The sequence below is a fragment of the Empedobacter sp. UBA7620 genome (assembly GCF_002484185.1).
Lineage (GTDB): Bacteria > Bacteroidota > Bacteroidia > Flavobacteriales > Weeksellaceae > Empedobacter > Empedobacter falsenii_C.
Map to the genome: position 1 here is coordinate 107,695 of NZ_DLJI01000053.1, position 24,195 is coordinate 131,889.

Genomic DNA, 24,195 nt, shown 5'->3' on the forward strand with positions numbered 1-24,195 from the left:
AATTTGTGATAATGTGTAATTGATATTTTGGTTTCAAATAATCCAACAATTCCATCGCACCATCTACCACTTCATTATAATTGGTAATCGTTTCCATGTATTCTTCTTCAAAAATCTTTGCCAAAGCATCATTATCAATTCCAAGATTATCAAAAGCTTCTTTGAAACGACGTGCACGTAATTCTTCTTTTGTAATTTTTTTGTCACGAATCAAAGCCCAAAGACCTTCGTTGCTATCGTGATAAAATGGATGAAATTCCTCGAATGTAAAACCATATCTATTTTCTACATCATACTTTTTGTAAAGCTCATCTAGCGCGAATTTTGCATTTTTTCTGAAATCCCAAAGTGTGTTATCAAGATCGAAAAAAACGTGTTTTATTGTGTTCATAAATGCAAAGCTAAGGATTTTATGTAGATTTGCTGATGAAGAAAATATCAATTGAAAGCGAAGTTAGAAAAATTTAAAACGAAGAATGCCAAAGGTGTTTTGTCTTTGTTGGCAGGGAACACGATTGCGCAAGTGATTATGTTTATTGGCGGAATTATTTTGGCTCGAATTTATGGTCCAGAAGCGTCGGGAACTTACAATGCTTTTTCAGCTTTTGTGGCGATTCTAGCTATTTTGACAACGTTTCGTTTAGAGAATATTTTCGTGATTTCGAAATCATCAAAAGCGATTCGAAATTTGTTCACAACTTTATTATTAGTGAGTAGCATTGTAACGATTTTATTCTTTTTGGGCTATGCAGTTTTAGAAGGAATTTTCACATTCAAAACGTCTTTATTTATTGTTTTCTTAAGTTGTATTGCAGGATTATTTACAGCTTGGAATAATGTTCAAAATACATTGTTTACGAAGTATAAATTATTCAAAAGTATTTCGACTGGATTTGTGATTAATGCACTGTTTTCGGTTTTTTTTCAATTCATTTTTTATTGGATGGGCTACAAAGAAACAGGATTGATTTATGGAACAATTTTCGGAACAGTTTTGTCTTGTGCATATTATTTTTCAATTACAAAAGGACGATTTTCTTCTATTGATTTTGGTTTGGCTAAACGAACAATTTCTAAGAACAAAGAAATCATAAAATATACATTACCCTCAGAATCGTTGAATGCGATTGCAAACAATTTGCTCCCCATTATGATTGCGATTTATTTTATGAAAGAAGATGTAGCTTTTGTAGGAAATTCTGCTAAAGTTTTGGTTGTTCCTTTGACATTACTTTCCAATTCGATGTCGAAAGTTTTCTTTCAGAAATCTGCTGCAATGATTGATCATCGTTCGCATCAATTATATGATTTATCGAAAAAAGTGGTGCTGTATAACGTTGGAGCAATTGCTGTTTTTCTTTTGTTGATGAATTGTATCGGAATTTTTATTCTCGAGTGGATGCTTGGACCAGAATGGCGAGGTTTACATATTATGACGTGGATTCTTTCTTTCTGGATTTTGTGTCGTTCTGCAATGAATCCTATTCAGCAAATTGTCGTGGTTATCAAGAAAAATCATTACGCACTATACTTCAATATTTATTTAGTTTTCGTTACATTGATTACTTGTGTGATTGGCGGACTAAATAAAAATATACTTTTGACGTTATCCCTATATTCTTTCTTTGCGGGAATGGGCTATTTAGTTCAACTTTACTTTGTAATGAAAGAGCTGAAACGTTATAAAAAGTCAGGTGAATAATTCGAGAAAAAATATTTTAGCTTTAGCATCTTGGTATCCGAGTAGAATTTTTTTAGATAATGGAGATTTTATTCAGCGCCATTTACGTTCTATCTCTACTTTAAATAATGTGACGCTTGTTCATGCAGTAAAAGATGAAAATTTAAAATCTAATTTTGAAATAGATGATTCTATCAATCAAAATGTAAGAGAAATAATTGTTTATTTTAAACCATCTTTTTTTCGCCCGTTTAATTTAATCAAACAATTTATAGCTTTTCTAAAAGGAGTTTCTTTGGTTAATAATTTTGATATAATTCATCTCAATGTTATTTATCCAGCTGGTTTAGTTGCTTTATTTTTGAAAAGTAAATACAAAAAACCAATAGTTTTAACAGAGCATTGGACAGGGTTTTCTCCAGAACGTTTTATTTCATTTTCATTTTACAAGAAGTTCTTAATTAAGAAAATACTTAGAAAAGTAGATTTTTTAACGCCTGTTTCGAATGATTTAGCACAAAAAATACTTGAAATTTATCCTATAACAAATGTAAAAATTATTCCAAATGTTGTGGATGTAGAATTGTTTTCAGTAAAAGAAGAATGTAAAGTTGAAAAAATAATATTTTTACATCTTTCGCATTTAGGAAACGAGCATAAAAATGTTTTGGGAATGTTGAATGTTGCTAAAAAGTTAGTTGATAATGGTTATAATTTTGAATTTCAGATTGGAGGAAATGGAGATTTAACTTTGATTAATAATTTTATTGTAGAAAATAATTTACATGATTTTGTAAAATCTTTTGGGCGATTACAACATTTTGAAGTGAATCAAAAGATGAAGAACGCAAATTGTTTTGTACTTTTTAGTCACTACGAAAATCAACCTTGTGTTCAAATAGAAGCTTTTGCTTCAGGAATTCCTGTTATCGCAAGCGATGTAGGCGGAATTAAAGAATTTATGCCAAATAATTTTGGATTTATTGTGAATAAAAATGATGAATTAGCACTTTATAAAGCAATGGTTGAGGTGATAGAAGGTTATGAATTTGCAACGTCAAATGAATTAAATACGTATGCTTTGAATAATTTTTCTAAGGAAGAAATTGCTTACCAATTTGATGAAGTTTATGTGAAAATTTTACAATGAAAGATTTAATCAAATTCATACAATCTTTTTTACAAAACAATGGTTTTTACGTTTTTTTATCTTTTGTGGTAGAAAAATTAGTGATGCTGATTAATACCATTTTCATTGTAAAAATGATTCCGCAAGATGAATTTGGTCGTATAACACTTATCGCATCTATTATTGGGTTTGTTGCGCCATGGAATGGATTAGGTTCATTACAGGTTTTGATGAAGTTTGGTGCTGGCGAAGAAAATGAACAAACACGTAAAGACCTAAGTCGAAAATTATTTAGAAATGGCGTTATTAATCAGCTTATTTTATGTAGTATTTTTATTGTAATTGCTAATTTTTATGCCATAAAGTTTGATCATTTATTATGGATTATTCTCTTGTTTTCTGTTCGTCTTTTCGGGATGTTTTTTCAGTCTCATCTTACAATCGATTATCGAATAAATGGTTTCAATAAGAAGTTTGCTTCATTAAATATGTTGATTAATTGTTTGGGATTGATTTTTACATTTTTCTTAACCATCAATTTTGGAGCAATTGGTTATATGACTTCGTTGGCGATTACACCTTTTATTAGTTTATTTTTCTATTCTAAAACAATTTTACAACAATCAATAAATGATTTAAGTGAAATGAATTGGAAAATGATGTGGAAATATGGAAGAATGGAATCTTTGGCTTATTTCGCTTCAGAGTTATTGTTTTCGATTGATATTGCAATGATTGCGATTTTTATGACAGATAAAGATATTGCTTTGTATAAAGTTGCGATTCTTCTGCCTATGAATTTATTATTTATTCCGACTATATTATTTCAAACCGATTTTCCTCGAATTATTAAAAATAGTCAGAACAAGGATTTTCTAAAATTTTATATAAAAAATTATTATAAGCTATTCATTCTTATAGGAATTAGTATTCTTTTAGGAAGTTATTTTCTTAGAGATTTTATAATCGAGTTATTTTTCAATAAAAGTTATTTAGCTGGTGATACAGTTTTTTTTATTGCAACAATAGCAGTTGTTTTAGCAATGTTGTTTAGAGTTCTTTTTCTTAATTTATTTAGTGCAGTTGGTTTGTTTACATATAGTGTACGAGTTTCAATTGTTTCAATTATCACACTTATTATTGCAGATTCTATACTTATTCCTTTTTATCAACTAAATGGAGCAGCTTTCGGTTTTTTAATTATGTATATAGTTTCTGGATTATATGCTACTTTTATATTTAGAAATTATTTAAAAAAATTATAATTTTTTTATTTCTTCTTTTGTCATTGTTTTAGATTTAAGATCAATTAATTTTTGACCTGTTTCTTTCATCCATTCAATATCTTCATTTGTTTCTTCATTATTTAGAATAACTTCCAAAATACCTTTGTTGTTATTCATCCAAGGAAGCAAATAATAATTTAGTCCGTCTTTGTATGCTTTTTGTTGATGAAATTCTTTCCCTTTTGTTGTTTGCATAGCAAGTTGTTTGGCCGAATAATAATAAAGCGGTGTTGAGAAAATAAGGATAGAAATTAATGAAGTGTACTTCGGAAATTTTGTAATGAAATTGTTTAAACCAATACTTAAAATAATCAAATAAGCTAAATTAAAATTTAAGAAAAAGACATAATTATCGCTAACAGCATAAATAGTAGCAAAACAAAAAACAGGTAAACCAAAAATTATAAATAATATAACCTAATGCTTTCATTAAATCTTTTGAATAGCTTACTAAATCTTTCTTCAAAGAATCAGACACCCATGATTTTTCTGAAGATGATAAAACATTTTTCAGAGATTCGTTATTAATAATTGGATAAATATAGAGCAATGCCAAAAATAGAAAAGGAATGAAAAAATAGCTAAAAATCAATCTATTTTTAATATTATTTCTAAAAGCCAAGTAGCATAAATAAAAATAAGAAGGAATTAATAGAACGCCTTGTACATGAGAAAATAAGCTAATTCCAAGCATTATTCCTGCAAATAAAAGCGTTTTAGATTGTTTATTTTGAACAAATTTTATCGCAAATAAAACGTAAAGTGAAATCCAAATTAAACAAAAAGTGTAAACTTCTATATTTTCGGTATTTTTCCAAAAAGTAAAACTAAATCCAAACGCAACTGTACCTAAAAGAGAAATCCAAAGTTTTTTATTTAAGAGTTGAAGAATAGAAAATAAAATATTCAAAACTATTACAGCAGAAATAATATTTACCCAACGTCCAATCTCAATGGTATCTATAAAAGGAAATAATTTGTGAATTAGAATATTGAAGTTGAAATACAAAAAATGAGTTAATGAGTAGGTTTCAAACGTAAATTGATTTGCTTCAATATCCAAAATTTTTCCAGCAGAATCACCAAAAGTTATTTTACTAAAACTTCCTAAACGATAAATGATTAAGAAAAATAAGGTAATAAATAAATGATAAAATTTTTTCACTCTTTTTGTATTAATGAGATACAATATGCTTTTGTAGTAACTTTTGAATATAAAATTTATAACGATTTTTTTTGATAAAAATTGCAGGATCAGTAATACAATTATCCATCGGAAGTCGCTGAATATTTGTTGAAATCTCATCGTTTTTTATTCCTGCCGTACCAAATGTAAAATCGGATTTTATAGTATTAAAAAAGTTTATAGAAACTCCATCATCTGTAAAAGGAAAAGAAAAAACTCGATAATCCAAATTAAACTTTTGTTGGATAAAATCTAAACTTTCATTTGTCTCTATAAGTTGTTGTTCAAAAGAAATATCGCGATAATAAGGATGATTCATTGAATGTGCGCCAATTGTAAAGCCTTGATGAATTAATGCTTTAATTTCATTTTCATTCAAATAAATTTCAACATCATTTAGTTTTATTTCTTGTTTTAAAATTAATGAATTAATTTTTTTAAGATCATGAATAGAATAATTTAAAAGTTCTTTTTTAAGGTTATTGTCTGTAATGTTTTCTAAAATGAAAGCAACTTTATACCGATAAAAAACTTCTTGATTGTCAATAAAATTTGGATTGATAAAAAAAGTTGCATCTAAATTTCGTTCTTTTAATATTGGAGCAATTATAGAGTAACATTGTTTCAAACCATCATCAAAACTAAGATGAAAGTAATTTTCTTGAGGAATAGAACCATTTTTTTCGTATAAATCAATTAATTCAATCATAGAAATATTGACATAATTTTTCTGAAAAAAATCTAATTCACGTTGAAATTGATCAATAGATTTTAATGGATATAATTGATCGATATGAATTAATCTTTTATCTGAAACTGTATGGTAAAAAGGAAATATATTTTTTTTGAATAAATTTAATATCATAAAATAGCAGTCTTAACGTTTGTAAGTAATGAATGCAATTAAAACATTTTATAAAAAAATATTTTCCGAAAAGATAAGAATTAATAATAGAAAAAATTTAAAGAAATTGAATGGATTATTTCTGAAAGGAAATAATTTTTATTGTAATTGTTGCGAACAATCTTTTTCTAAGTTTTTGGATAAATCAAACGGTATAGATAACCGAGAAAATGCTGAATGTCCAAATTGTGGTTCATTAGAAAGGACAAGAGTTTTGTTAGAGTTTATAAAAAATGAAACAGATTTATTGGTTAAACCGAATAAATTATTGCATATTGCTCCAGAAGACGCATTGAAAAATATTTTTAAACAGACCGATAATTTACGTTATATCAATGCTGATATTAACATTAATCTTGCTGATGAAGAAATGGATATTACTTCAATAAATTATCCTGATAAAACATTTGATTATATAATTTGTTGTCATGTTTTAGGGCATATTCCAAACGAAAAAAAGGCAATTGATGAATTGTTTCGCGTTCTAAAAAAAGGAGGAAAAGCTTTGATTCAAACTCCTATTCATCCAATAAATAATACGTTTGAAAATGCTGAATTTAAGACAGAAGAAGAACGATTAAAAAATTATGGCGAAAAAGATTTATTGAGATTGCATGGACAGGACTTTCAAGAAAGATTAAAACGTGAAAATATAATTGTCGAAAAAATAGATTATCGAAATAAAATTGATCATAATTTAGCAAAGAAACTTTCTGTTGGAAATGGCTATCGTGAATTAATTTTTCTTTGTCAAAAAGTCTAAATTAGAATAGTTTGTATAATGATTTTTTATAGCACCAAAACCTTGCATAAATTTAGCTATAGAAGGAATCATAGAACCTTCGAAATCAAGTGTTAATTCTGAATTAGAAAAGTTTTTGATAATGTAATCTATTATGTAAGCTGATCCAAAATTACTTTTTGAATTCTTATTTCTTGCAAAAGCAAAATTATAAACTCGATTTTTAGAAATCATGATTAGTTGACAACCAATTAAATTTTCTTCTTGATCAAAAATTTCATAAATATTAATAATTTTTTGATTAAATAAACTTTGAATTTTTTCTTGCGAATAGTTTATTAAATTATTTGCGATCAAATATTCATAAGATGAATTTATTTTGAAAAATCGATTTAATTGAGTAACTTTTTCAATGTTATAATTGGATTTTTCTACTTTACGAATTTCATTTTTTCTATTTCTACTGTAATTTGAAAATAAAATTTCATAATCTTGATTCAAATCTAAAATATAATTAACCTTTTTCTGTCCCTTCGGTTCAAACATCTCTGTATTTTCCTCATTAAAAGCATAAGCTCTCACTAAATTTCGATGTAGTTTTTTCTCAAAAAGTTGAAAAGTTTCTTTTGAGAAATTTTCTTGATGAAAAACTCCTAATTGTTGACAATAAATTGGTTGTGTAATAAATTTTATACCAATTTTTTTTGTATATGGCAAAGGCATTATGGCTTCATAATCGTTCAAAACATAACAATCCCAATTGTTTTCAACTAAAGCATCCAAATAAAAAACTTCGGCATAAATGCGGTAATTCACCGATTTGTTGAGACATTCGGTATATTTATTAACATCTAATTTTTTTCGAGAAACTCTTTTTATCATTTAAAAATACTTTCGTAAACTTTTCGCCATTCAGTCCAATCTTCGTTCAAGTTTGATTGGTGGAATAATGTTATAAACGTTCCGTTTGTGGCTTTAATTGTTTGTTTCAATCGTTTTATTTCCTCTAAAGCTTGTTGCGGTGTTAATTTTAAATAATTTTTCAATGTAACATCCATTGCGACAAAAGGATATATTTTTAACAATGTTTGTTGATTTCTTGATAAGTCAAACCATTTGAATGGAGTAGATGTTCCAGCTCTAAAGCCTAATTGATGTGGGAATCCCATGGTGTAATCTTCCAAAATTTCATTTATTAACAATTGTTGATAAGTGTAAGGGAAATTCAATTTAATGAAATGTTGACGTGATTTTTTTATCGGTTGATTGCTAATTTTTTCTAATCGATTAATTTCAATTGTTAATTTATTTTCATCAAAATTAGATTGATAAGAAGGGTGAATTCCAATTTTTGCCCAAGTTGAAATGTTATTTATTAAATTTTTTTGAGCATTATTTTTCCAATGATGATTTTTATCGAAAGTAGAATAATCGCCCAATAACCAAAAGAAAACTGTTTCGATTTGATGTTTTTCAGCTAAAACTTTCAAATAATCAAATGTATCGTAAGGATCTTTTTTTTGCTGATTTAAAATTTTGATTTGATTCTGAAATTCTTTGAAATCACCTTTTAAAATTTTCTTTGAAAGTGAACCAAATTTTATTTTAGGAGAATGATGAAGATATTTCCATGCATAATCTACGTCATGAGTATTAATCTGTTTGAAAACTCTCTGTTTAAAATAAATTTCAGGAAATTTAGACTTTATCTTTTTTTGAATTTCAATACAAATTTCATCTACAATTGGTTTCGAATAATCTAAATCCGAACCTAAAAAACGATTGTGTTTATCAAATTTTTCTGGTTTTGCAATGTATTCTTCATAACGAGAAAGCCAATAAAAACATTTCCCAAATTCGTTTAAAATTGAATAATCAACATTTTCTTGAATGGTAGTTTCCAATAAAATATCATCAACTTTATAATTGATTTCATTTTCTAAAAATTGATTTGAAAAGTTGATTTTTGGTAAAATTGATTGTGAAAACTCATCAAAATCTGTAGTCGTTTTGTAGTCAATTCCAGAAAAATTATGAAAAATAAAATCGAAAATATATTCAATTCGATTCGTAATTTTTTCTGTAAATATGATGATTTCTTGACTCAAAATAATTTTCAATAAAGTTTAAAGATATCAAATTAGGCCATCATCCGCAAATGAATAAAAGTCTTTTTGAGAAACAATAATGTGATCTAAAACTTGAATATCCAAAAGCGTGGCACCTTCTTTAATTTTTCGAGTAATATTTATGTCAGATTGACTTGGAGTGAGGTTTCCAGAGGGATGGTTGTGCGAAAGTATCATTCCAGTTGCCATCAATTCTAAGGCTCGTTTAAAAATTACTCGAATATCGACGGCGGTTTGATTAATTCCCCCTCGCGAAATTTGCTCGGTTTTTATAATTCGATTTCCTTGATTGAGAAACATCACCCAAAATTCTTCGTTTGGTAAATCGCCAATTTGTTGTTGTAAAATGATCGCAGCATCCTTGCTCGAAGTAATTTTGTCACGTTCCAGAACCTCTTGCGAATTTCTTCTTCTTCCAATTTCCATTGCAGTGATTATCGAAATTGCTTTTGCTTCTCCAACTCCTTTGAATTTGCATAAATCTACAATTGAATATTTAGCTAATTCATTCCAATTATTATTAGCAGAGTTTAAGATTCGTTTTGCCAACTCTACAGCGGATTCTTCGCGATTTCCGCTTCCCATAATAATCGCTAACAATTCGGCATCAGAAAGCGACGAACGTCCTTTTAAAGCTAATTTTTCGCGAGGACGATCATCCTCATTCCAGTTTTTTATCGAATTTTTATTCTCTAAGTAATCCGTCATCGTCGCTCGCAATTTTTATATAAGTATAATAAAAACCATCGTGAAATTCGTCGCTAATTCCAAGTGTATTTTGTTTAACCTCAAAACTCTTTCCCATCGATGTATTTCCATTGGTGTAAATCATTGGAACAAGCTCTGTTTTGTGAATACTTTTCCCTTTTGCTATATTATAAGTTACTCGATTTGTTTCCTTACCATTGATAATTGTAATCATCTCAGTAGATGTAAATTCTACAACTGTAACACGATCTGCAGGAGGTAGTTGTTCACGTCCTACGATTCCGCCTGAAAGTTTTACCAATTTCCATCTTCCTATAAGTGTTGGTTCTTGCGTTCTTTCAATTTTATCAATAGAATCATTTGACTTTTTTTCTGTTGTAGCTTTTGTGGATTGACAACTTGATAAAGCAATAAAAATGGTAAATATGATATAAGTGATTTTATTTTTCATGTTAAAAATTTAGATTAAATATAATAAAAAAAGCTCGAACAAATTTGTTCGAGCTTGATATTTAATAAAATAGATTTTTTATTTATTGACTTTTGCCCAAGTATCTTTAAGCGTAACAGTTCTATTGAAAATTAATTTTTCTGTAGAAGAATCACGGTCTAAAGCAAAATATCCAATGCGTTGAAATTGGAATTTATCCTCGACTTTAGCTTCTTTCAAAGCAGGCTCAGCAAAACCTTCTTTTACAGTTAAAGAATTTGGATTGACAAATTGTAAAAAGTCAACATCTTTCTCTGCATCTGGCGATTCAACTGTAAATAAACGATCATATTCGCGCACTTCGATTGGAATATTCTCTGTTGCAGAAACCCAATGTAATGTACCTTTTACTTTACGTTTAGAAGCTTCAGTTCCGCTTCCAGACTTTGTTTCAGGATCGTAAGTTGCATAAATTGTTGTGATATTCCCTTCAGCATCTTTTTCTACTCTTTCAGCTTTAATGAAATATGCACCTTTCAAACGAACTTCATTTCCTAAAGATAAACGGAAGAATTTTTTAGGCGCTTCTTCCATAAAATCTTCACGTTCAATATAGATTTCACGAGTAAAAGGAACGATACGAGTTCCAGCAGTTTCATCTTCTGGGTTATTCTCAATTTCTAATTCCTCCACTTGCCCTTCAGGATAATTTTCGATGATAACTTTTACTGGATCAATGACAGCAAAAACACGAGGAGCAATTTTATTTAAATGATCACGAACAGAAAATTCTAATAACGAAATATCTAAAACATTATCACGTTTTGCAACGCCGGCTGTATTCCAGAAATTTTTAATCGATTCTGGCGTATAACCGCGACGACGCAAACCTGAAATTGTAGGCATACGTGGATCATCCCAACCTGTTACAACCCCTTCTTGAACCAATTTCATCAACTTACGTTTACTTGTAATCATGTATGAAACATTACCACGTGCAAATTCGCGTTGTTTTGGTTTTTGAGGTTGATTTGGCAACTCAACATTATTCGCATACCATTCATATAAATCGCGGTGATTTTTGAATTCTAACGAACACAATGAGTGAGAAATTCCTTCGATATAATCAGATTCTCCGTGCGTCCAATCGTACATTGGGTACATTTTCCATGTATCTCCAGTACGGTGATGAGGACGTTTCAAAATACGATACATAACAGGGTCGCGCATGTTCATATTAGGAGAAGTCATGTCAATTTTTGCACGTAAAACATGTGTTCCTTCTTCAAATTCTCCCGATTTCATTCGTTCGAAAAGATCTAAATTTTCTTCAACAGAACGATTTCTATAAGGAGATTCAATTCCAGGTTCAAAAGGTGTTTTACGTTGTTCATTAATTACTTCCGAAGATTGGTCGTCGATGTACGCTTTTCCTTCTTTAATTAATTGAACAGCCCAATCGTAAAGCTGCTGGAAATAATCAGAAGCATAGCGTTCTTCTGCCCACTCGAAACCTAACCATTTCACATCTTCGCGGATAGAATCTACGAATTCTTGCTCTTCTTTGTCAGGATTAGTGTCATCAAAACGTAAGTTTACAGGCGCATTGTAACGCTGTCCTAAACCGAAGTTTAAGCAGATTGCTTTTGCATGCCCGATATGCAAATAACCATTTGGTTCTGGTGGGAAACGAAAACGTAAATTTTCTTTTGGCATCCCGTTGGCTAAATCATCTTCAATGATTTGCTCAATAAAATTCAATGATTTTTTTTCTTCTTCCATTTTTTAATTACGATTGAGTTTGCAAAGGTACGAAATTGACAATAAATATAATGTCGAAAATTTCGGATTTTACAATTAGAAAAATTCAATCAAAAAATAGAAGTAAATAAGTGATTTATAATGGATAAGTTATCCCAAATAAATTTCTAATAATCCGTCAGGAATTTGGATAAGCATTGCTTTTTCTTCGCGATTAACTTCAAGAATCCATTCGTCAATCATCGGAATTAAGATTTCTTTTCCATTCGCATCTACTTCGAAATAAGCTTGCGCTGCAGAATCATTTACAGATTTTATTGTACCAACTTCTGTATTTGTTTGATCATAAATAGTGAAACCAACTATTTCGTGGTAATAAAAATCTGTTCCAGAAAGTTCTGGTAATGATTTTAGAGGTAAATAAAGTTCGCGATTGATTAATTTGTCGACATCTTCGTCTTCAACATCTTCAAACTTTACTAATAATTTTGTGCCTTGATAAGGCTGAGAAGTTTCGAAAAAAAATGGAACCAGTGTACCATCTTGCTCGATGAACACTGCTTCCAAAGTATCGTATAATTCTGGTTCGTCTGTATCCAAGTGAATGATTAAATTACCTTTGAAACCATGTCTCTTTGTAACTTTACCTAAATAGTAGCAATCATTTTTTGTCATTTGGAACGTCTCTGAACTTAAAAATTATTCTTCTGTAGCAACTTCTTCAGTTGTACCTTCTGCTTCTTCAGCAGGAGTTTCTTCAACTTGTGCAGCAGCTTCAGCTTCTTGAGCAGCTTTTACACGAGCTTCATTAACAGCTTTTTCAGCTTCTAATGCAGCAGCTTTAGCAGCAGCAGCACCTGAAGTTAAACCGTCTTTTTTAGCTTGAACTTTTTCACCTTTAGCTTCTAACCAAGCGTCGAAACGTTTGTCAGCTTCTTCTTGAGAAAACGCACCTTTAGCAACACCACCTAATAAGTGTTTTTTCATAAAAGCACCTTTGTAAGATAATAAAGCTTTAGCAGTATTTGTAGGCTCAGCACCAGTTTGTAACCATTTTACAGCAGAATCAACATTTAATTCTACAGTTGCAGGGTTAGTAATTGGGTTGTAAGTACCTAATTTTTCGATGAAACGACCATCACGTTTTGCTCTTGAGTCAGCAACTACGATGTGAAAGAATGGTTTTCCTTTACGACCATGTCTTTGTAATCTAATTCTTGTAGCCATAGTATAACTAATTATTTTGGGAACTCGTCCCGTTTTACAAATTTGAGGTGCAAATATACAATATTTTTGATAAATAATTATTTTAAAAGTGATTATTAAATTAATTCCGAAAAATCAAGTTTTTTGAATCATGATTCTGACGTATTTTTAAACTCAGAAATAAATAAAAAATGAATAAACAAGAAATACTTACTCAGACACAAGCATATATCAAAAAAACGTTTTTAGATGAAGGAACTGGACACGATTATTTTCATATAGAACGTGTGGTAACAAATGCAAAGAAGATTTTAGAGACTGAAAATGCAGATTCTTTTTTGGTTGAATTAGCTGCTTGGACACACGATATTGGTGATTATAAATTACATAATGGAGTTGATAAATCGGAGGAATTAATTAGAGAATTTTTAGAATCAATTTATGTAGGGGAAGAATCAATTCAGAAAGTATTGGAAATAGTTTCGCAAGTTTCATTTAGTAAAGGAAATAAACCAACAACTATCGAGGCGGAGATTGTGCAAGATGCTGATCGTTTAGATGCGATTGGAGCGGTTGGTATTGCACGTTGTTTTGCATATGGCGGAAGTGTTGGTAATATTTTGTATAATCCTTATGATAATTCGAAAGACGCATCGAGTGTGCAACATTTTTATGATAAATTATTTAAATTAAAAGAGTTGATGAATACCAAAACAGCAAAAGAAATCGCTTTAAAACGTCATCAATATATGAAAAATTTTATCGAAGAATTTTATCAAGAAGTAAAATAATATTGTAACTTATTATTCATTTAATTATCCTCAATGCAATTAAAATCTACTCTAATTTATTTGTCATTTTTGTTGATATGCAGCTGTGTTTCTGTAGAGAAATACAATGCACATATTGATAAAGAGATTCCTGCAAATAAATTGAAAAAAGATGTAGATTTTGTTTATAAAAAACTAAAAAGATATCATCCAAAATTAGATTTATACACTTCTCAAGAACAAATTGATTATAAATTTGATAGCCTAAAAAAAACAATTCATCAACCATTGAAACCAAATGATTTTTATGTCAAGTTTTTTCCGATTTTCGAAAGTTTAAAACATGGTCATACAGATATCTATCCGTTATTCAAACGATTAGATAAAAAACGGACAAAGAAGTACAAAGAGTCAAAATCAGCGTTTAGTGATTATAGTTTTTTTTGGCAAAATGATTCAATTTTTTTAGTGGCAGATTACAGTAAAATCAATCCAATTAATCAAGGTTCGGCTTTGTTTTATATAGATAGTGTTTCTACAAAGTATTTATACGATAAATATAAGAAAAGTATATATGGTGATGGTGAAAATCAAACTTTTTCGGATAATGTGTTTAACCGAACTTTTCTTAATTATTTTACTTTAGAAAATGGAATTAAAGATTCGGTTGAGTTAACTTTTAAAATGGGGAATTCAATCATCCGAAAAAAAACATTTCGTACCTATCCTAAGCCCAAAAATGATAAGGCTACAGAAACCCCAAAAATTACAAAAGAGCAAAAAGAAGTTGAGCGAAAAGTTAGGATAAAACAAAAGAAATATGGTTATTCTAAAAGTTCCAAAACTTATTCCAAAGATTTGACTTTTCCTACGAACGACAGCACGATTGCGGTGTTAAAAGTAACTGATTTCAGAAAAGGAAAAATACGTGAACTTTATAAAGAAGTTTTTACGGATATCAAGAATCATAAAGTTCAAAATTTAGTTCTCGATCTTCGCAACAATGGTGGTGGTTATCTAAAAGATTCGCACTATTTATACGCTTATTTGGTCGATGATTCCAAGGCATTTTTAGGTGAAAAAATCGTCGCGAACAAAACCTCTTTTGGTAAGTCGCTGTACAATCTTTTTCCCGCTTATTCCTATCCGTTGCTTTGGTTAGGTTCGGGGTATACTTATTTTTCGACGTCCAGAAATGCGAAAAATGAATACGAATTGCACATGCCTTTTTCGCATGTCAAAATAGATAAAGATCTTGTGTATCATCACAATTTGTATGTCATTATAAATGGTGGTTCTTACTCTGCTTCGGCACTGATTTCGGCTAATCTTCAACTAAAACATCGAGCGTATTTTGTAGGAGAAGAAACAGGTGGAGATTTTAATGGAACGGTTGCTGGGTTGATGCCAAAATTTACGTTGCCCAATTCCAAACTCAAAATGTCAGTTGGTACGGTTTATCTTTCTCCTATCGAAAAACGAAATGAACAAGCACATGGCGTTTATCCAAACCAAGTTATTCAATCTAATTTGCAAGATAAAATTAAGCGTACGGATGCTGAACTGAAATGGATTATAAATGATATCAAAAAAGGAAATATCGAATACAATAAAGTTTTAAAAAAAGAAAATCATCTCCCTAATTAAGGAGATGATTTTTATATTTTTAGCGTTCGAGCGGGCTATTCGTTACAATCTTTTTTGTTGACACAGCGTTTAAAAAAAGGATTTTCACTGCTATCCCTAACGTATTTTATTTTTTGTTAAAACTACAAAAAATAAAATTTTGTATTGTTTCAAACGGCGTTTTATGATCAATTGTAAAACATTCTATTTTTTCAAAATTAGTTTCAAAAGTAGAAGTTAAAGAAGTCTCATCATTTTGTTTAATTTCCAAACCACTACATTTTAATGGTCCGTTTGTGGAAAAAGTTCCAATAACCATTTTTTCTTTTACAGCTTTCGCGACCAAATCTTGGTATTTTTTGATATCATTTTCTTCGGTCAAGAAATGAAAAACTGCTCTATCGTGCCAAATATCGTATTGTTCTGTAGGTTCAAATTCGGTGATGTCAGCAACAATCCAAGTTACTTTTTCTGCCTTATTTCCTAAACGATTTTTTGCTCTTTCCAACGCATTTGCAGAAATATCCAAAACCGAAATATTTTCGTATCCCTCTTCCAATAAGAAATCAACCAATTTACTATCTCCACCTCCAATATCGATAATTTTAGCTGTTTTATCAGTTTCAAAAGAATGAATAAAATTTAAAGAAGTTTCAGGCTTTTCTTGTGTCCAACTCACTTCTTCTGGAGTTTTTACATCGTATATGTGTTCCCAATGAGTTTTTTTATTGTCGTTCATTGTATTTTTTTGGTGCAATTTCGCCTTTTAATTTAAAATGAAGTGTAACAAAAAATACAAAAGGATTGTTTTATGTAAATTTTCTAAGTTGAGAGAGAAATTAACATAATTGTGTATAAAACAAAAAGTTATTAGATATTAAGTGTAGTAAAGAAAAATAAAAAAAAGGTTAGTAGAAAGTTTACAGCTCTTACTTAAGAGTTAGGGTCTACTTTATTTCCAAATAGTATTTCCCTGTAATCTATTCCCCATTGTGCTATTGCATCAATAGTAGGTTCTAATGTTCTTCCTAACTCAGTTAAATTATACTCAACTGTAATAGGTTTTGTATTTAGAACAGTACGAGTAACTAACTGATTAAGTTCTAAATCCTGTAATTCTTTAGATAACATTTTTGATCCTATTCCTGTTATTTCATTTTGTAAATCTGTATAACATAACTTTCCACCATATAGCAATGTTCCAATAATATGTATTTTCCATTTACCAGTTAATAGCGTCATACTGTCTTTAACTGCGTTTGTTCTGTACCTACAAAATTTAGGCGCGTCATATTTTACCATATTTTAAATTTTAATTCAAATATAATGATATTTTGATATCAAAATACCTTTTTGTATATCAACTTCCCTATTGGGGAGTAGTAATAGTTATTAAATCTTTAATATATATTTTTGATGCAAATATTTATTGATAATTATATAAATAGTTATATGCCAACTCAAACCAGACAAATTGTTGATCAAATGCTAGAAGCATTCAACGCAAAAGATGTAGATGCAGTAGTAAGTACTTTTTCTGATGATGCTATTCTTATTTATCATGGAACTCAAGTGATGCCTGCAGCCAAATTTCAAGGAAAAGAAGGAGCACGTATGTTCTTCGAATTTAATATAAATGCTTTAGATGTTGTGTTTTTTAAAGCTAATCAATTCGTAGAACAAGATAATACAGTTGTCATTCTAGGAAATGAACATTTTATTTCTAAAGAGGACGGAACTCATCTCAAGAATTCTTGGGTACAAGTTTATACAATTTCTAATGGTTTAATTTCTAAGATGGAAGAATTTGCAACTTCTGCACAACCAAATCAATATGGAGGTAACGCAGGCGGTGTTTAAATTTTACAGATATAAGATTTGCAAAAAAAGTGGATTAACCTACACTAACTTAGAGGATACAATGTATTTGGACATAACAAATCTTATTGAGTTCACAGCTTAAATTAAAACAAAACTATGTAGGTAATTGATAATTTATTCTTCTAGAATTTTTTGTCAACCTACATAGGAAATTGTTTAATCAAACAAACAATTAAGAAATAATAAAAACAAAATTTTAAAGAAACGAAAAGATTAGTAACTCTATCTAAAAGTTTTAACCATAAACCAACCAAATAACTATGAAAAACTTTGTCCTATTATTAAGAGTAAACACAAATATGGATCCAGGAGCTTTCTCAGATCCAAAAGAAGTCGCTGATCGTAAAAAATGGTTAGATGATATTCAAGAAAAAGGAATAGTAAAATATTTAGGAGGAACTATGCCTCCCATAGAACCAATGGCATGTACAATATTTGCTGATGGTTCTATAAAAGAAGGACCTTTTAAGGAAGTAGATCATTTCTTAACTGGATTTTTAGTTATAGAAGTCGAAGACTTAGAATCTGCTAAGAAAATAGCAAAAACAAATCCTATACTAATTGCAGGAGGAAGTGTTGAGGTAAGAGAAGTTTTGTTACGATAATCGAGATATCACCTATTAAAAATTTGAGATTAATTTTAATCAAAAAGGACCATAAAACTAGTTAAAGTCTTTTTTGACAGAAGGATGTTTTTATTTTATTTAAAAAATAATTTTAACATAATTAACTGATTGTTAAATATTTATTGATTGAATGTATCTAATATCATTTTATTAATTCTAAAAATAATAAAATATGAAATCTATCTCCATCAGTCAAATTATTGACATTATTTTATTAATTCTGTTACTTCTATTTATAGGACAGAATTTAGAAAATATAAAGGTCAAATTATTCATGTTTGGATTTGATATGCCTATTGTAGTTTTAATAGCTATAGGTTTTTTTATAGGATTTTTTACAGCAAAGGTTTTTAAAAAATAATAATTCAAAATACATCACCTATGTCACTGAGAGCGCTTATGAAGGCTTAACATAAAGAATAATATATGTTGCTTTTATCCAGATATTTTAATGGATAAATTAAACTAAAAATTATTTCAAAAAAAACTAAACGTTTTAATTCAAGAGAAGAAATATATAATTTTTAAAATACTAACTAGCTAACCTATGTACCTATTTTCTCTACTACCTTTTATGATTAACCAACAAAGTCTTTTAGAATCATGAATAATTTGAATTATAAAATCTGAATTTATGAAAAAAAAATTAACAAGTTTAACGATATTATTGTTTAATACCGCTGTTTTTTCTCAGGTTGGTATTAATACAGATAATCCAAAATCAACATTAGATATTTCTGTAAAAAATACAGGAGGGGTTATTGATAATACACAATCATATGGTTTACAAGCGCCAAGGTTATCACGCGCCGACCTATCAGCAATCCCAGAAACCAATTATGGTATAGACCAAAAAGGTGCAATGATTTACATTACTGATATATCTGGAGGGGTAACTACTGGACAAAAAATTAATGTAAATGCAATTGGTTATTACTATTTCGACGGATCTGTTTGGGTTAAAGTTACAGATGGTAATACAACTAACACAGGTGCATCAACAGAACCTTGGTATCAAAGTGGTACTACTAACCAGGCTACTGCTAACAATCAAAACATCTACCAATCGGGAAATATCGGTATTAGAACTGTAAATCCAGCGTCAGCATTAGATATAACAGGTGCTAGTGGGACTACTGATGGTGTTATATCAATACGCTCATTCGGGGGTGCGGCAATTTCTAACCCAGCAGGTACTATAAGTTTTGAAAAAAGTGGGGGTACACCTACAGCTCCCACTGCAGTTGCTACTGGAGACTTTTTAGGATCACTAACCTTTTCTGGAAATGATGGAGTTGGTCAAAGGACAGGACCCTCTATAAATGCGGTTGCTGCTGGTCCTGTTTCTGCAGGATCTCTCCCTATAGATTTGGCATTTTCGATGGGATATCCTCGTTTATGGGGATCTGAAAAAATGAGAATAACATCCAATGGTAATGTGGGTATTGGTGTGTCAACTCCTCGTCGGTTATTAGAAGTTAATGATATAATAGGTGCAGCTGGTATTATTACTGCACCACCACAACCAGGTATGCTTTCAACTTTTGATACATATTTAGTTAATCAAATTTATAATCATTCAATTATTGTTACAACAGCACTAGGTGGTTCGTTTAATCTCTTTACTGATGGAGATGCAAGTAACAAATTTATGGGAGGTTTTCAAACCTTAACAGCTTATAATAATAAAGTTGGTATTGGTATTGGAAAAATATATCAAATGGAGCCAGGTAATACACTGGAGGTTCTTAGTGATGCACCTGACACATCAGGTGTTAGGTTAAGCAATTTACCAAATGCTAGTTTCCTTGGTACTAATGAATATGGAGATATTATTAGTGTAACTTCTCCTACTCCTACTCCTGTTCGTGCCACCGTCTATGGAAATATAAATACTGGTTCAAAATCTGTAGCTTCTCTTATTTCAACAGGTTCATCCATCACTTTACCTGCAGGAATTTGGTTGGTAAAAGTAGGACAAATGATAAAAAGTACTTTACCCGGAAGTAGTGTAGATAATATGTGGATGAATCTTACATTATCTTCTGAAAATGTAGATGGTGCTAATCCTTCTTTCACTCTTGGAATGGGTTTCAATGGTAGTAATAATACGGTCTCAGGTTGGTTGGCTCCAGCAGCAACAGCATCGGGAGCAAATTCATTTTTAGAAGGCTCTTTTTCTGTAAATATTCCAAGTAATATTTCTTCTGCAACGATTTACCCAAAATTTAGTACAGTAGAAAAAACTACAAGCTACAGCGCTAGCCAAAGTGTTACAACGCAGAATAGTACAAGTAATTACCTTTATGCAGTGCCATTAAATTAATGTAAAAACAATTAAAACCTCATAAATGCTATCAAGTAATAGATGTTATATGCTCTGTTTATAACATCTAACATACACTAACCAAATCTAAAATTATGAAAAGAAAATTAACTTTTTTTATTTCAGTACTGTCTACCTCTTATGCCTTTTCTCAGGTGGGAGTAAATACTGATAATCCAATGTCAACATTGGATGTCTCTGTGAAAATGAATGGATCAACTATTGATAATTCGCAAATCTATGGTTTACAAGCACCTAGGTTAACGAGAGCTGAATTAATATCAACTTCAGGAACAACATCTAAATATGGTGCAAACCAAAAAGGTGCTATTGTATATATTACAGATGTTTCTGGTACAGATACAGGAGGAAGTTCTACGCAACGTCTTAACATAACAACTGCAGGGTATTATTATTTTGACGGAAGTGTTTGGGTGAAAATTACAGATTCTAGTACTCCAACAGCATCAACAGAACCTTGGTATGATAATCAAACAAAATTACCTGCGACAACTAATGTTCAGAATATTTACCAAAAAGGATACGTTGGTATAGGATATTTTGATGCTACAAAAGGTACTAGTAACGAAACTATAAATAGAGGCTCTCTTACGAATGCCTTTACAATTGCTGGTACAGGTGCAAATAATGATGATATGCTTATAGAATCAGTTTCTACTGATGCGAGCTCGGGTCAATTAAATTTTAAAAAATCTAGAGGAACATATGCTGCTAAAATTGACGTTGTCGCAGAGGATAAAATAGGTGAAATTCTTTTTAATGGTCCTAGTAATTCCTTTGGAAATCTAACCGTGAGATCAGAAACTCCCACGACAGGTTATCTTTCAATGGGCACAAATGGTACTGAGAGAATGAGAATTACAGGTACTGGTAATGTCGGGATTGGGACCAACGCCCCAGCTCAAAAATTAGATGTTTCTGGTAATATACGAGCGAATAGCATAACAAATGGCGGGAACCCAATTTCTGGCGATTTTGGTATTTACAACCAAAATAGTAGTTGGCTAAGAATTGCTACTCAAGGTTCTGATAATGGTGCATCTGGTGCTTCAAAAATTGCATTTTATACAAATGCTACATCTGCTTCACCTATAGGAGTTGGTACTAATCCTGCAATGGTTGTAGACGGAGGAAAGGTAGGTATCGGTACTGCTTCACCTTCTAACAAATTACAAATTACTTCCGGTACGACAGACACGTCAGGTCTAACCCTTACCAATGTACAAAATGCCAAGTTTTTAGCTACTGATGGATCGGGTGTAGTCGTTAAGAAACAGATTACCCAAAATGGTGGCGGATATCCTCTATCATATGACGAATCTACAGGCAACATGTATTACAACAAGTTATGGCAATATACAGGTGAATTTGCTCTTGGTCCGAATAGCGCAATATCTCCAAGCTCTATTTACCCTCTTCCAAACCAATATGATGGCGTATATGACATAACTATTAAAAGAACGAACTATTGTGGTTTCACGGGTTATGGAAAAGTGAGACTTGTAGGAGGTCAGGAGAATAATACTTGGAGAGTATATGGCTTGGAAGGTAGTTTGGCTACTAACAATACTACTACTTATCAAATGAGTAGTGGAGAGGAGGTTCTAAATAATACTGGTACTGTAAGATTAATTTATTTTAAGGCTAATGTCACTGGTTGTGCTAGTGGCGAGGGTTCTGATGGCATGAATATGGCAGTTGGAGTTGATATTTCTAATGGATACGTTTATATATATAACACTTCGGGGGCAGCTGGTCCTGCAACCAAAACTTATTACTATAATATAAAACAAGTACTATAATATAAAACAAGTACTATAATAAATATTTTTTATCACTTGTTATTTACTGAAAAAAATAATGTAACCACTGTAAAATAACAGATGTGTTATAAAAACTTATTCAAATTGTTGAAGCAAAAATATAATTGAACTAGCCCTTTTACTTATAAATTTTAAAAAATATGATTTTTCTGGTTGAGTTTTCAATATCTCATTTTATATACTTCTGTAGGGTGTATTAAATTATGATGAAAATACCCAAAGTAACTAATTAGTATTATCTAGTTTTTGCAAAAATATACATTCAGGAAAATTTCAAAAACAGCTTATTTATTTTAACAATAAAAATTAAAAATTATGAAAAAAAAATTAACCTTTTTAATTATAGTACTTTCTACAACATATACCTTTTCCCAGGTAGGAGTTAACACAACTACACCTTCGTCAACGTTGGATGTCTCTGTGAAAATGAATGGATCAGCTATTGATAATTCTCAAGTATATGGATTACAGGCGCCTAGGTTAACACGAGCTGAATTAGTAGCAACGTCAGGAACAACATCTAAATATGGCACAAACCAAAAAGGTGCTATTGTATATATTACAGATGTTTCTGGTACAGATACAGGCGGAAGTTCTACACAACGTCTTAACATAACAACTGTAGGGTATTATTATTTTGATGGTAATATATGGCAGGCTATAAGTATTAATAGTCAGGAACCTTGGAATGTGGGTGGGTCAACAACCCCAGCAACTCGAAATTCAGAAGCTATTTATCAAACTGGTTATGTTGGGGTAGGAAATTTTTCAGGAGATACCAATAGTAGAGGTTCTCTTACGAATGCCTTTACAATTGCAGGTACAGGTGCAGCTAATGATGATATGCTTATAGAATCAGTTTCTACTAATGCGAGCTCAGGTCAATTAAATTTTAAAAAATCTAGAGGAACATATGCTGCTAAAACTGATGTTGTTGCAGGGGATAAGATAGGTGAAATTATTTTTAATGGTCCTAGTAATTCGTTTGGAAGTCTATCTGTATTAGCAGAAACTCCTACAACAGGTTATCTTATGTTAGGGACAAGCGGAACTGAACGAATGAGAATTACAGGGAGTGGTGATGTCGGTATTGGAACAGCTACACCTTCACAAAAGCTTGATGTTATTGGAAATATACGTGCAAATAGTTTAACTAATGGCAGCAGTCTAATTTCAGGTGATTTTGGTGTTTACAACCAAAGCAACAATTGGTTAAGAATTGCTACACAAGGAAGTGATAATGGAGCATCTGGGACTTCCAAAATTGCATTTTTTACAAATGCAACATCTTCTTCACCTACAGGGACTAATAATACTCCTGCAATGGTAGTAGACGGAGGAAAAGTGGGTGTTGGTACAGTTTCTCCTACAGAAAGCTTACATGTTGCTGGAAATGTATTAGGAACTGGAACTGCCACATTCCAGAGTTTAAAAACAACTAGTATACCTAGTACTGCCTCAATAAAATCTGTGGTTACAGATGCTAATACAGGTACATTATACAGTAGAGATATTATAGAATATAAAGCTTCGAATCAAAATCTAGCTAATAATGCAAGTATACAAGTAACTGTTCCAAATGGTTTTTATAAAGTAACTGTTCTTGGAGTTAATAGCTGTGGACACAGAGCTATGTCTACCTTTAACATTGGTGGTTATAGTACAATATGGGCAATGTTGGGAAGTACACAAGGAACTGCATTGATTGCCGATCAAATTCTACCATATTCTTTCACTTCAACATCCTCTCAGATTACAGCTACTCATGATGATGGTCCAATATGTGCCGCTACAGGAACTTCTTCTGGATTTCAATATCAGGCCACTTTAGATAGTACTGGAACATTAACAATAACTAACAAATCTGGAGCTACTAAATTATTTTCTTTGACGGAGACACCTATTTAATTTACAAGCAAAATATAATAGAACTAGGTCTTTTACTAATAAATTTTTAAAA

25 protein-coding genes are annotated in these 24,195 nt (G+C 30.6%); 12 read left to right on the forward strand and 13 right to left on the reverse strand.

The features are described from left to right. On the reverse strand, positions 1-391 hold a 391-nt coding region (locus B2217_RS13805), incomplete at its 3' end, for an HAD family hydrolase (RefSeq protein WP_291122903.1). Between the two features lie 51 nt (positions 392-442). On the opposite strand from B2217_RS13805, the gene B2217_RS13810 reads away from it, so the two are divergent. Genes B2217_RS13810 through B2217_RS13820 form a run of 3 tightly spaced genes read left to right on the forward strand, consistent with a single transcriptional unit; the run spans position 443 to position 4,075 of the window. After that, positions 443-1,702, forward strand: coding sequence for a lipopolysaccharide biosynthesis protein (locus B2217_RS13810; RefSeq protein ID WP_180905344.1), 1,260 nt, complete (start codon positions 443-445; stop codon positions 1,700-1,702). Continuing rightward, the gene (locus B2217_RS13815) at positions 1,695-2,831 is read left to right on the forward strand and encodes a glycosyltransferase family 4 protein (protein WP_180905343.1); all 1,137 of its coding nucleotides are present in this window, start codon (positions 1,695-1,697) and stop codon (positions 2,829-2,831) included. The genes B2217_RS13810 and B2217_RS13815 overlap by 8 nt, the downstream gene beginning before the upstream one ends. Further along, entirely contained in the window at positions 2,828-4,075 is a 1,248-nt protein-coding gene (locus B2217_RS13820; RefSeq protein WP_180905342.1) for an oligosaccharide flippase family protein, read from the forward strand. Before B2217_RS13815 ends, B2217_RS13820 begins: the two co-directional genes overlap by 4 nt. Here B2217_RS13820 and B2217_RS13825 read toward each other — a convergent pair. The 3 genes from B2217_RS13825 to B2217_RS13835 all read right to left on the reverse strand — a co-directional run bounded on the left by B2217_RS13825 (position 4,070) and on the right by B2217_RS13835 (position 6,147). After that, complete coding sequence (locus tag B2217_RS13825; protein WP_180905341.1) at positions 4,070-4,291, reverse strand: hypothetical protein; 222 nt, start codon at positions 4,289-4,291, stop codon at positions 4,070-4,072. The genes B2217_RS13820 and B2217_RS13825 overlap by 6 nt on opposite strands. Before the next feature lie 160 nt (positions 4,292-4,451). Continuing rightward, positions 4,452-5,261, reverse strand: coding sequence for a protein O-mannosyl-transferase family (locus B2217_RS13830; protein WP_180905340.1), 810 nt, complete (start codon positions 5,259-5,261; stop codon positions 4,452-4,454). Positions 5,262-5,271: 10 nt separating this feature from the next. Then, positions 5,272-6,147 carry a polysaccharide deacetylase family protein gene (locus B2217_RS13835; RefSeq protein ID WP_291122905.1) on the reverse strand — a complete coding sequence of 292 codons (876 nt, stop codon included), beginning with the start codon at positions 6,145-6,147 and terminating at the stop codon, positions 5,272-5,274. 106 nt (positions 6,148-6,253) lie between these two features. Here B2217_RS13835 and B2217_RS13840 point away from each other — a divergent pair, with 106 nt between their 5' ends. Then, the gene (locus B2217_RS13840) at positions 6,254-6,949 is read left to right on the forward strand and encodes a class I SAM-dependent methyltransferase (RefSeq protein WP_291073795.1); all 696 of its coding nucleotides are present in this window, start codon (positions 6,254-6,256) and stop codon (positions 6,947-6,949) included. On the opposite strand, the gene B2217_RS13845 is transcribed toward B2217_RS13840, so the two are convergent. From B2217_RS13845 to B2217_RS13875, 7 genes are all read right to left on the reverse strand, one after another. Then, positions 6,923-7,810, reverse strand: coding sequence for a hypothetical protein (locus tag B2217_RS13845; protein ID WP_219033877.1), 888 nt, complete (start codon positions 7,808-7,810; stop codon positions 6,923-6,925). The genes B2217_RS13840 and B2217_RS13845 overlap by 27 nt on opposite strands. Continuing rightward, positions 7,807-9,048, reverse strand: a complete 1,242-nt coding sequence (locus tag B2217_RS13850; protein ID WP_291122907.1) for a polysaccharide deacetylase family protein — start codon at positions 9,046-9,048, stop codon at positions 7,807-7,809. Before B2217_RS13850 ends, B2217_RS13845 begins: the two co-directional genes overlap by 4 nt. 15 nt (positions 9,049-9,063) lie before the next feature. Further along, complete coding sequence (gene radC, locus B2217_RS13855) at positions 9,064-9,765, reverse strand: RadC family protein (protein ID WP_180905335.1); 702 nt, start codon at positions 9,763-9,765, stop codon at positions 9,064-9,066. Further along, the gene (locus B2217_RS13860; RefSeq protein ID WP_180905334.1) at positions 9,743-10,216 is read right to left on the reverse strand and encodes a hypothetical protein; all 474 of its coding nucleotides are present in this window, start codon (positions 10,214-10,216) and stop codon (positions 9,743-9,745) included. The genes radC and B2217_RS13860 overlap by 23 nt, the downstream gene beginning before the upstream one ends. Positions 10,217-10,294: 78 nt before the next feature. Beyond that, positions 10,295-11,977: a glutamine--tRNA ligase/YqeY domain fusion protein gene (locus B2217_RS13865; protein WP_180905333.1), complete on the reverse strand. Its 1,683-nt coding sequence runs from the start codon at positions 11,975-11,977 to the stop codon at positions 10,295-10,297. Between the two features lie 129 nt (positions 11,978-12,106). Then, positions 12,107-12,631 (reverse strand): ribosome maturation factor RimM, encoded by a 525-nt coding sequence (rimM, locus tag B2217_RS13870; RefSeq protein ID WP_125349534.1) that lies wholly within the window; start codon positions 12,629-12,631, stop codon positions 12,107-12,109. 24 nt (positions 12,632-12,655) lie between these two features. Continuing rightward, entirely contained in the window at positions 12,656-13,183 is a 528-nt protein-coding gene (locus tag B2217_RS13875) for a 30S ribosomal protein S16 (RefSeq protein WP_180905332.1), read from the reverse strand. A gap of 170 nt (positions 13,184-13,353) precedes the next feature. Between B2217_RS13875 and B2217_RS13880 the strand changes: the two genes are divergently transcribed. Both B2217_RS13880 and B2217_RS13885 read left to right on the forward strand, forming a co-directional pair. Further along, positions 13,354-13,953 (forward strand): HD domain-containing protein, encoded by a 600-nt coding sequence (locus tag B2217_RS13880; RefSeq protein ID WP_180905331.1) that lies wholly within the window; start codon positions 13,354-13,356, stop codon positions 13,951-13,953. 33 nt (positions 13,954-13,986) lie between these two features. Further along, positions 13,987-15,579 (forward strand): S41 family peptidase, encoded by a 1,593-nt coding sequence (locus B2217_RS13885; protein WP_180905330.1) that lies wholly within the window; start codon positions 13,987-13,989, stop codon positions 15,577-15,579. Positions 15,580-15,685: 106 nt separating this feature from the next. On the opposite strand, the gene B2217_RS13890 is transcribed toward B2217_RS13885, so the two are convergent. Together B2217_RS13890 and B2217_RS13895 are read right to left on the reverse strand one after the other, a co-directional pair. Then, entirely contained in the window at positions 15,686-16,297 is a 612-nt protein-coding gene (locus tag B2217_RS13890) for a class I SAM-dependent methyltransferase (protein ID WP_180905329.1), read from the reverse strand. Between the two features lie 194 nt (positions 16,298-16,491). After that, positions 16,492-16,860, reverse strand: coding sequence for a winged helix-turn-helix transcriptional regulator (locus B2217_RS13895; protein WP_244957978.1), 369 nt, complete (start codon positions 16,858-16,860; stop codon positions 16,492-16,494). Between the two features lie 114 nt (positions 16,861-16,974). On the opposite strand from B2217_RS13895, the gene B2217_RS13900 reads away from it, so the two are divergent. The 6 genes from B2217_RS13900 (at position 16,975) to B2217_RS13925 (ending at position 24,143) form a co-directional block, all read left to right on the forward strand. Continuing rightward, positions 16,975-17,418, forward strand: coding sequence for a nuclear transport factor 2 family protein (locus B2217_RS13900; RefSeq protein ID WP_180905328.1), 444 nt, complete (start codon positions 16,975-16,977; stop codon positions 17,416-17,418). Positions 17,419-17,699: 281 nt separating this feature from the next. Beyond that, complete coding sequence (locus tag B2217_RS13905) at positions 17,700-18,044, forward strand: YciI family protein (protein ID WP_180905327.1); 345 nt, start codon at positions 17,700-17,702, stop codon at positions 18,042-18,044. Positions 18,045-18,237: 193 nt separating this feature from the next. Further along, the gene (locus B2217_RS13910; RefSeq protein ID WP_180905326.1) at positions 18,238-18,426 is read left to right on the forward strand and encodes a LapA family protein; all 189 of its coding nucleotides are present in this window, start codon (positions 18,238-18,240) and stop codon (positions 18,424-18,426) included. 273 nt (positions 18,427-18,699) lie between these two features. After that, on the forward strand, positions 18,700-20,391 hold the full coding sequence (locus tag B2217_RS13915) for a hypothetical protein (RefSeq protein ID WP_180905325.1): 1,692 nt from the start codon (positions 18,700-18,702) through the stop codon (positions 20,389-20,391). 95 nt (positions 20,392-20,486) lie between these two features. Next, positions 20,487-22,214: a hypothetical protein gene (locus B2217_RS13920; RefSeq protein WP_280045813.1), complete on the forward strand. Its 1,728-nt coding sequence runs from the start codon at positions 20,487-20,489 to the stop codon at positions 22,212-22,214. A 336-nt stretch (positions 22,215-22,550) separates the two neighbouring features. Then, complete coding sequence (locus B2217_RS13925) at positions 22,551-24,143, forward strand: hypothetical protein (protein WP_180905323.1); 1,593 nt, start codon at positions 22,551-22,553, stop codon at positions 24,141-24,143. Positions 24,144-24,195: the final 52 nt, after the last annotated feature.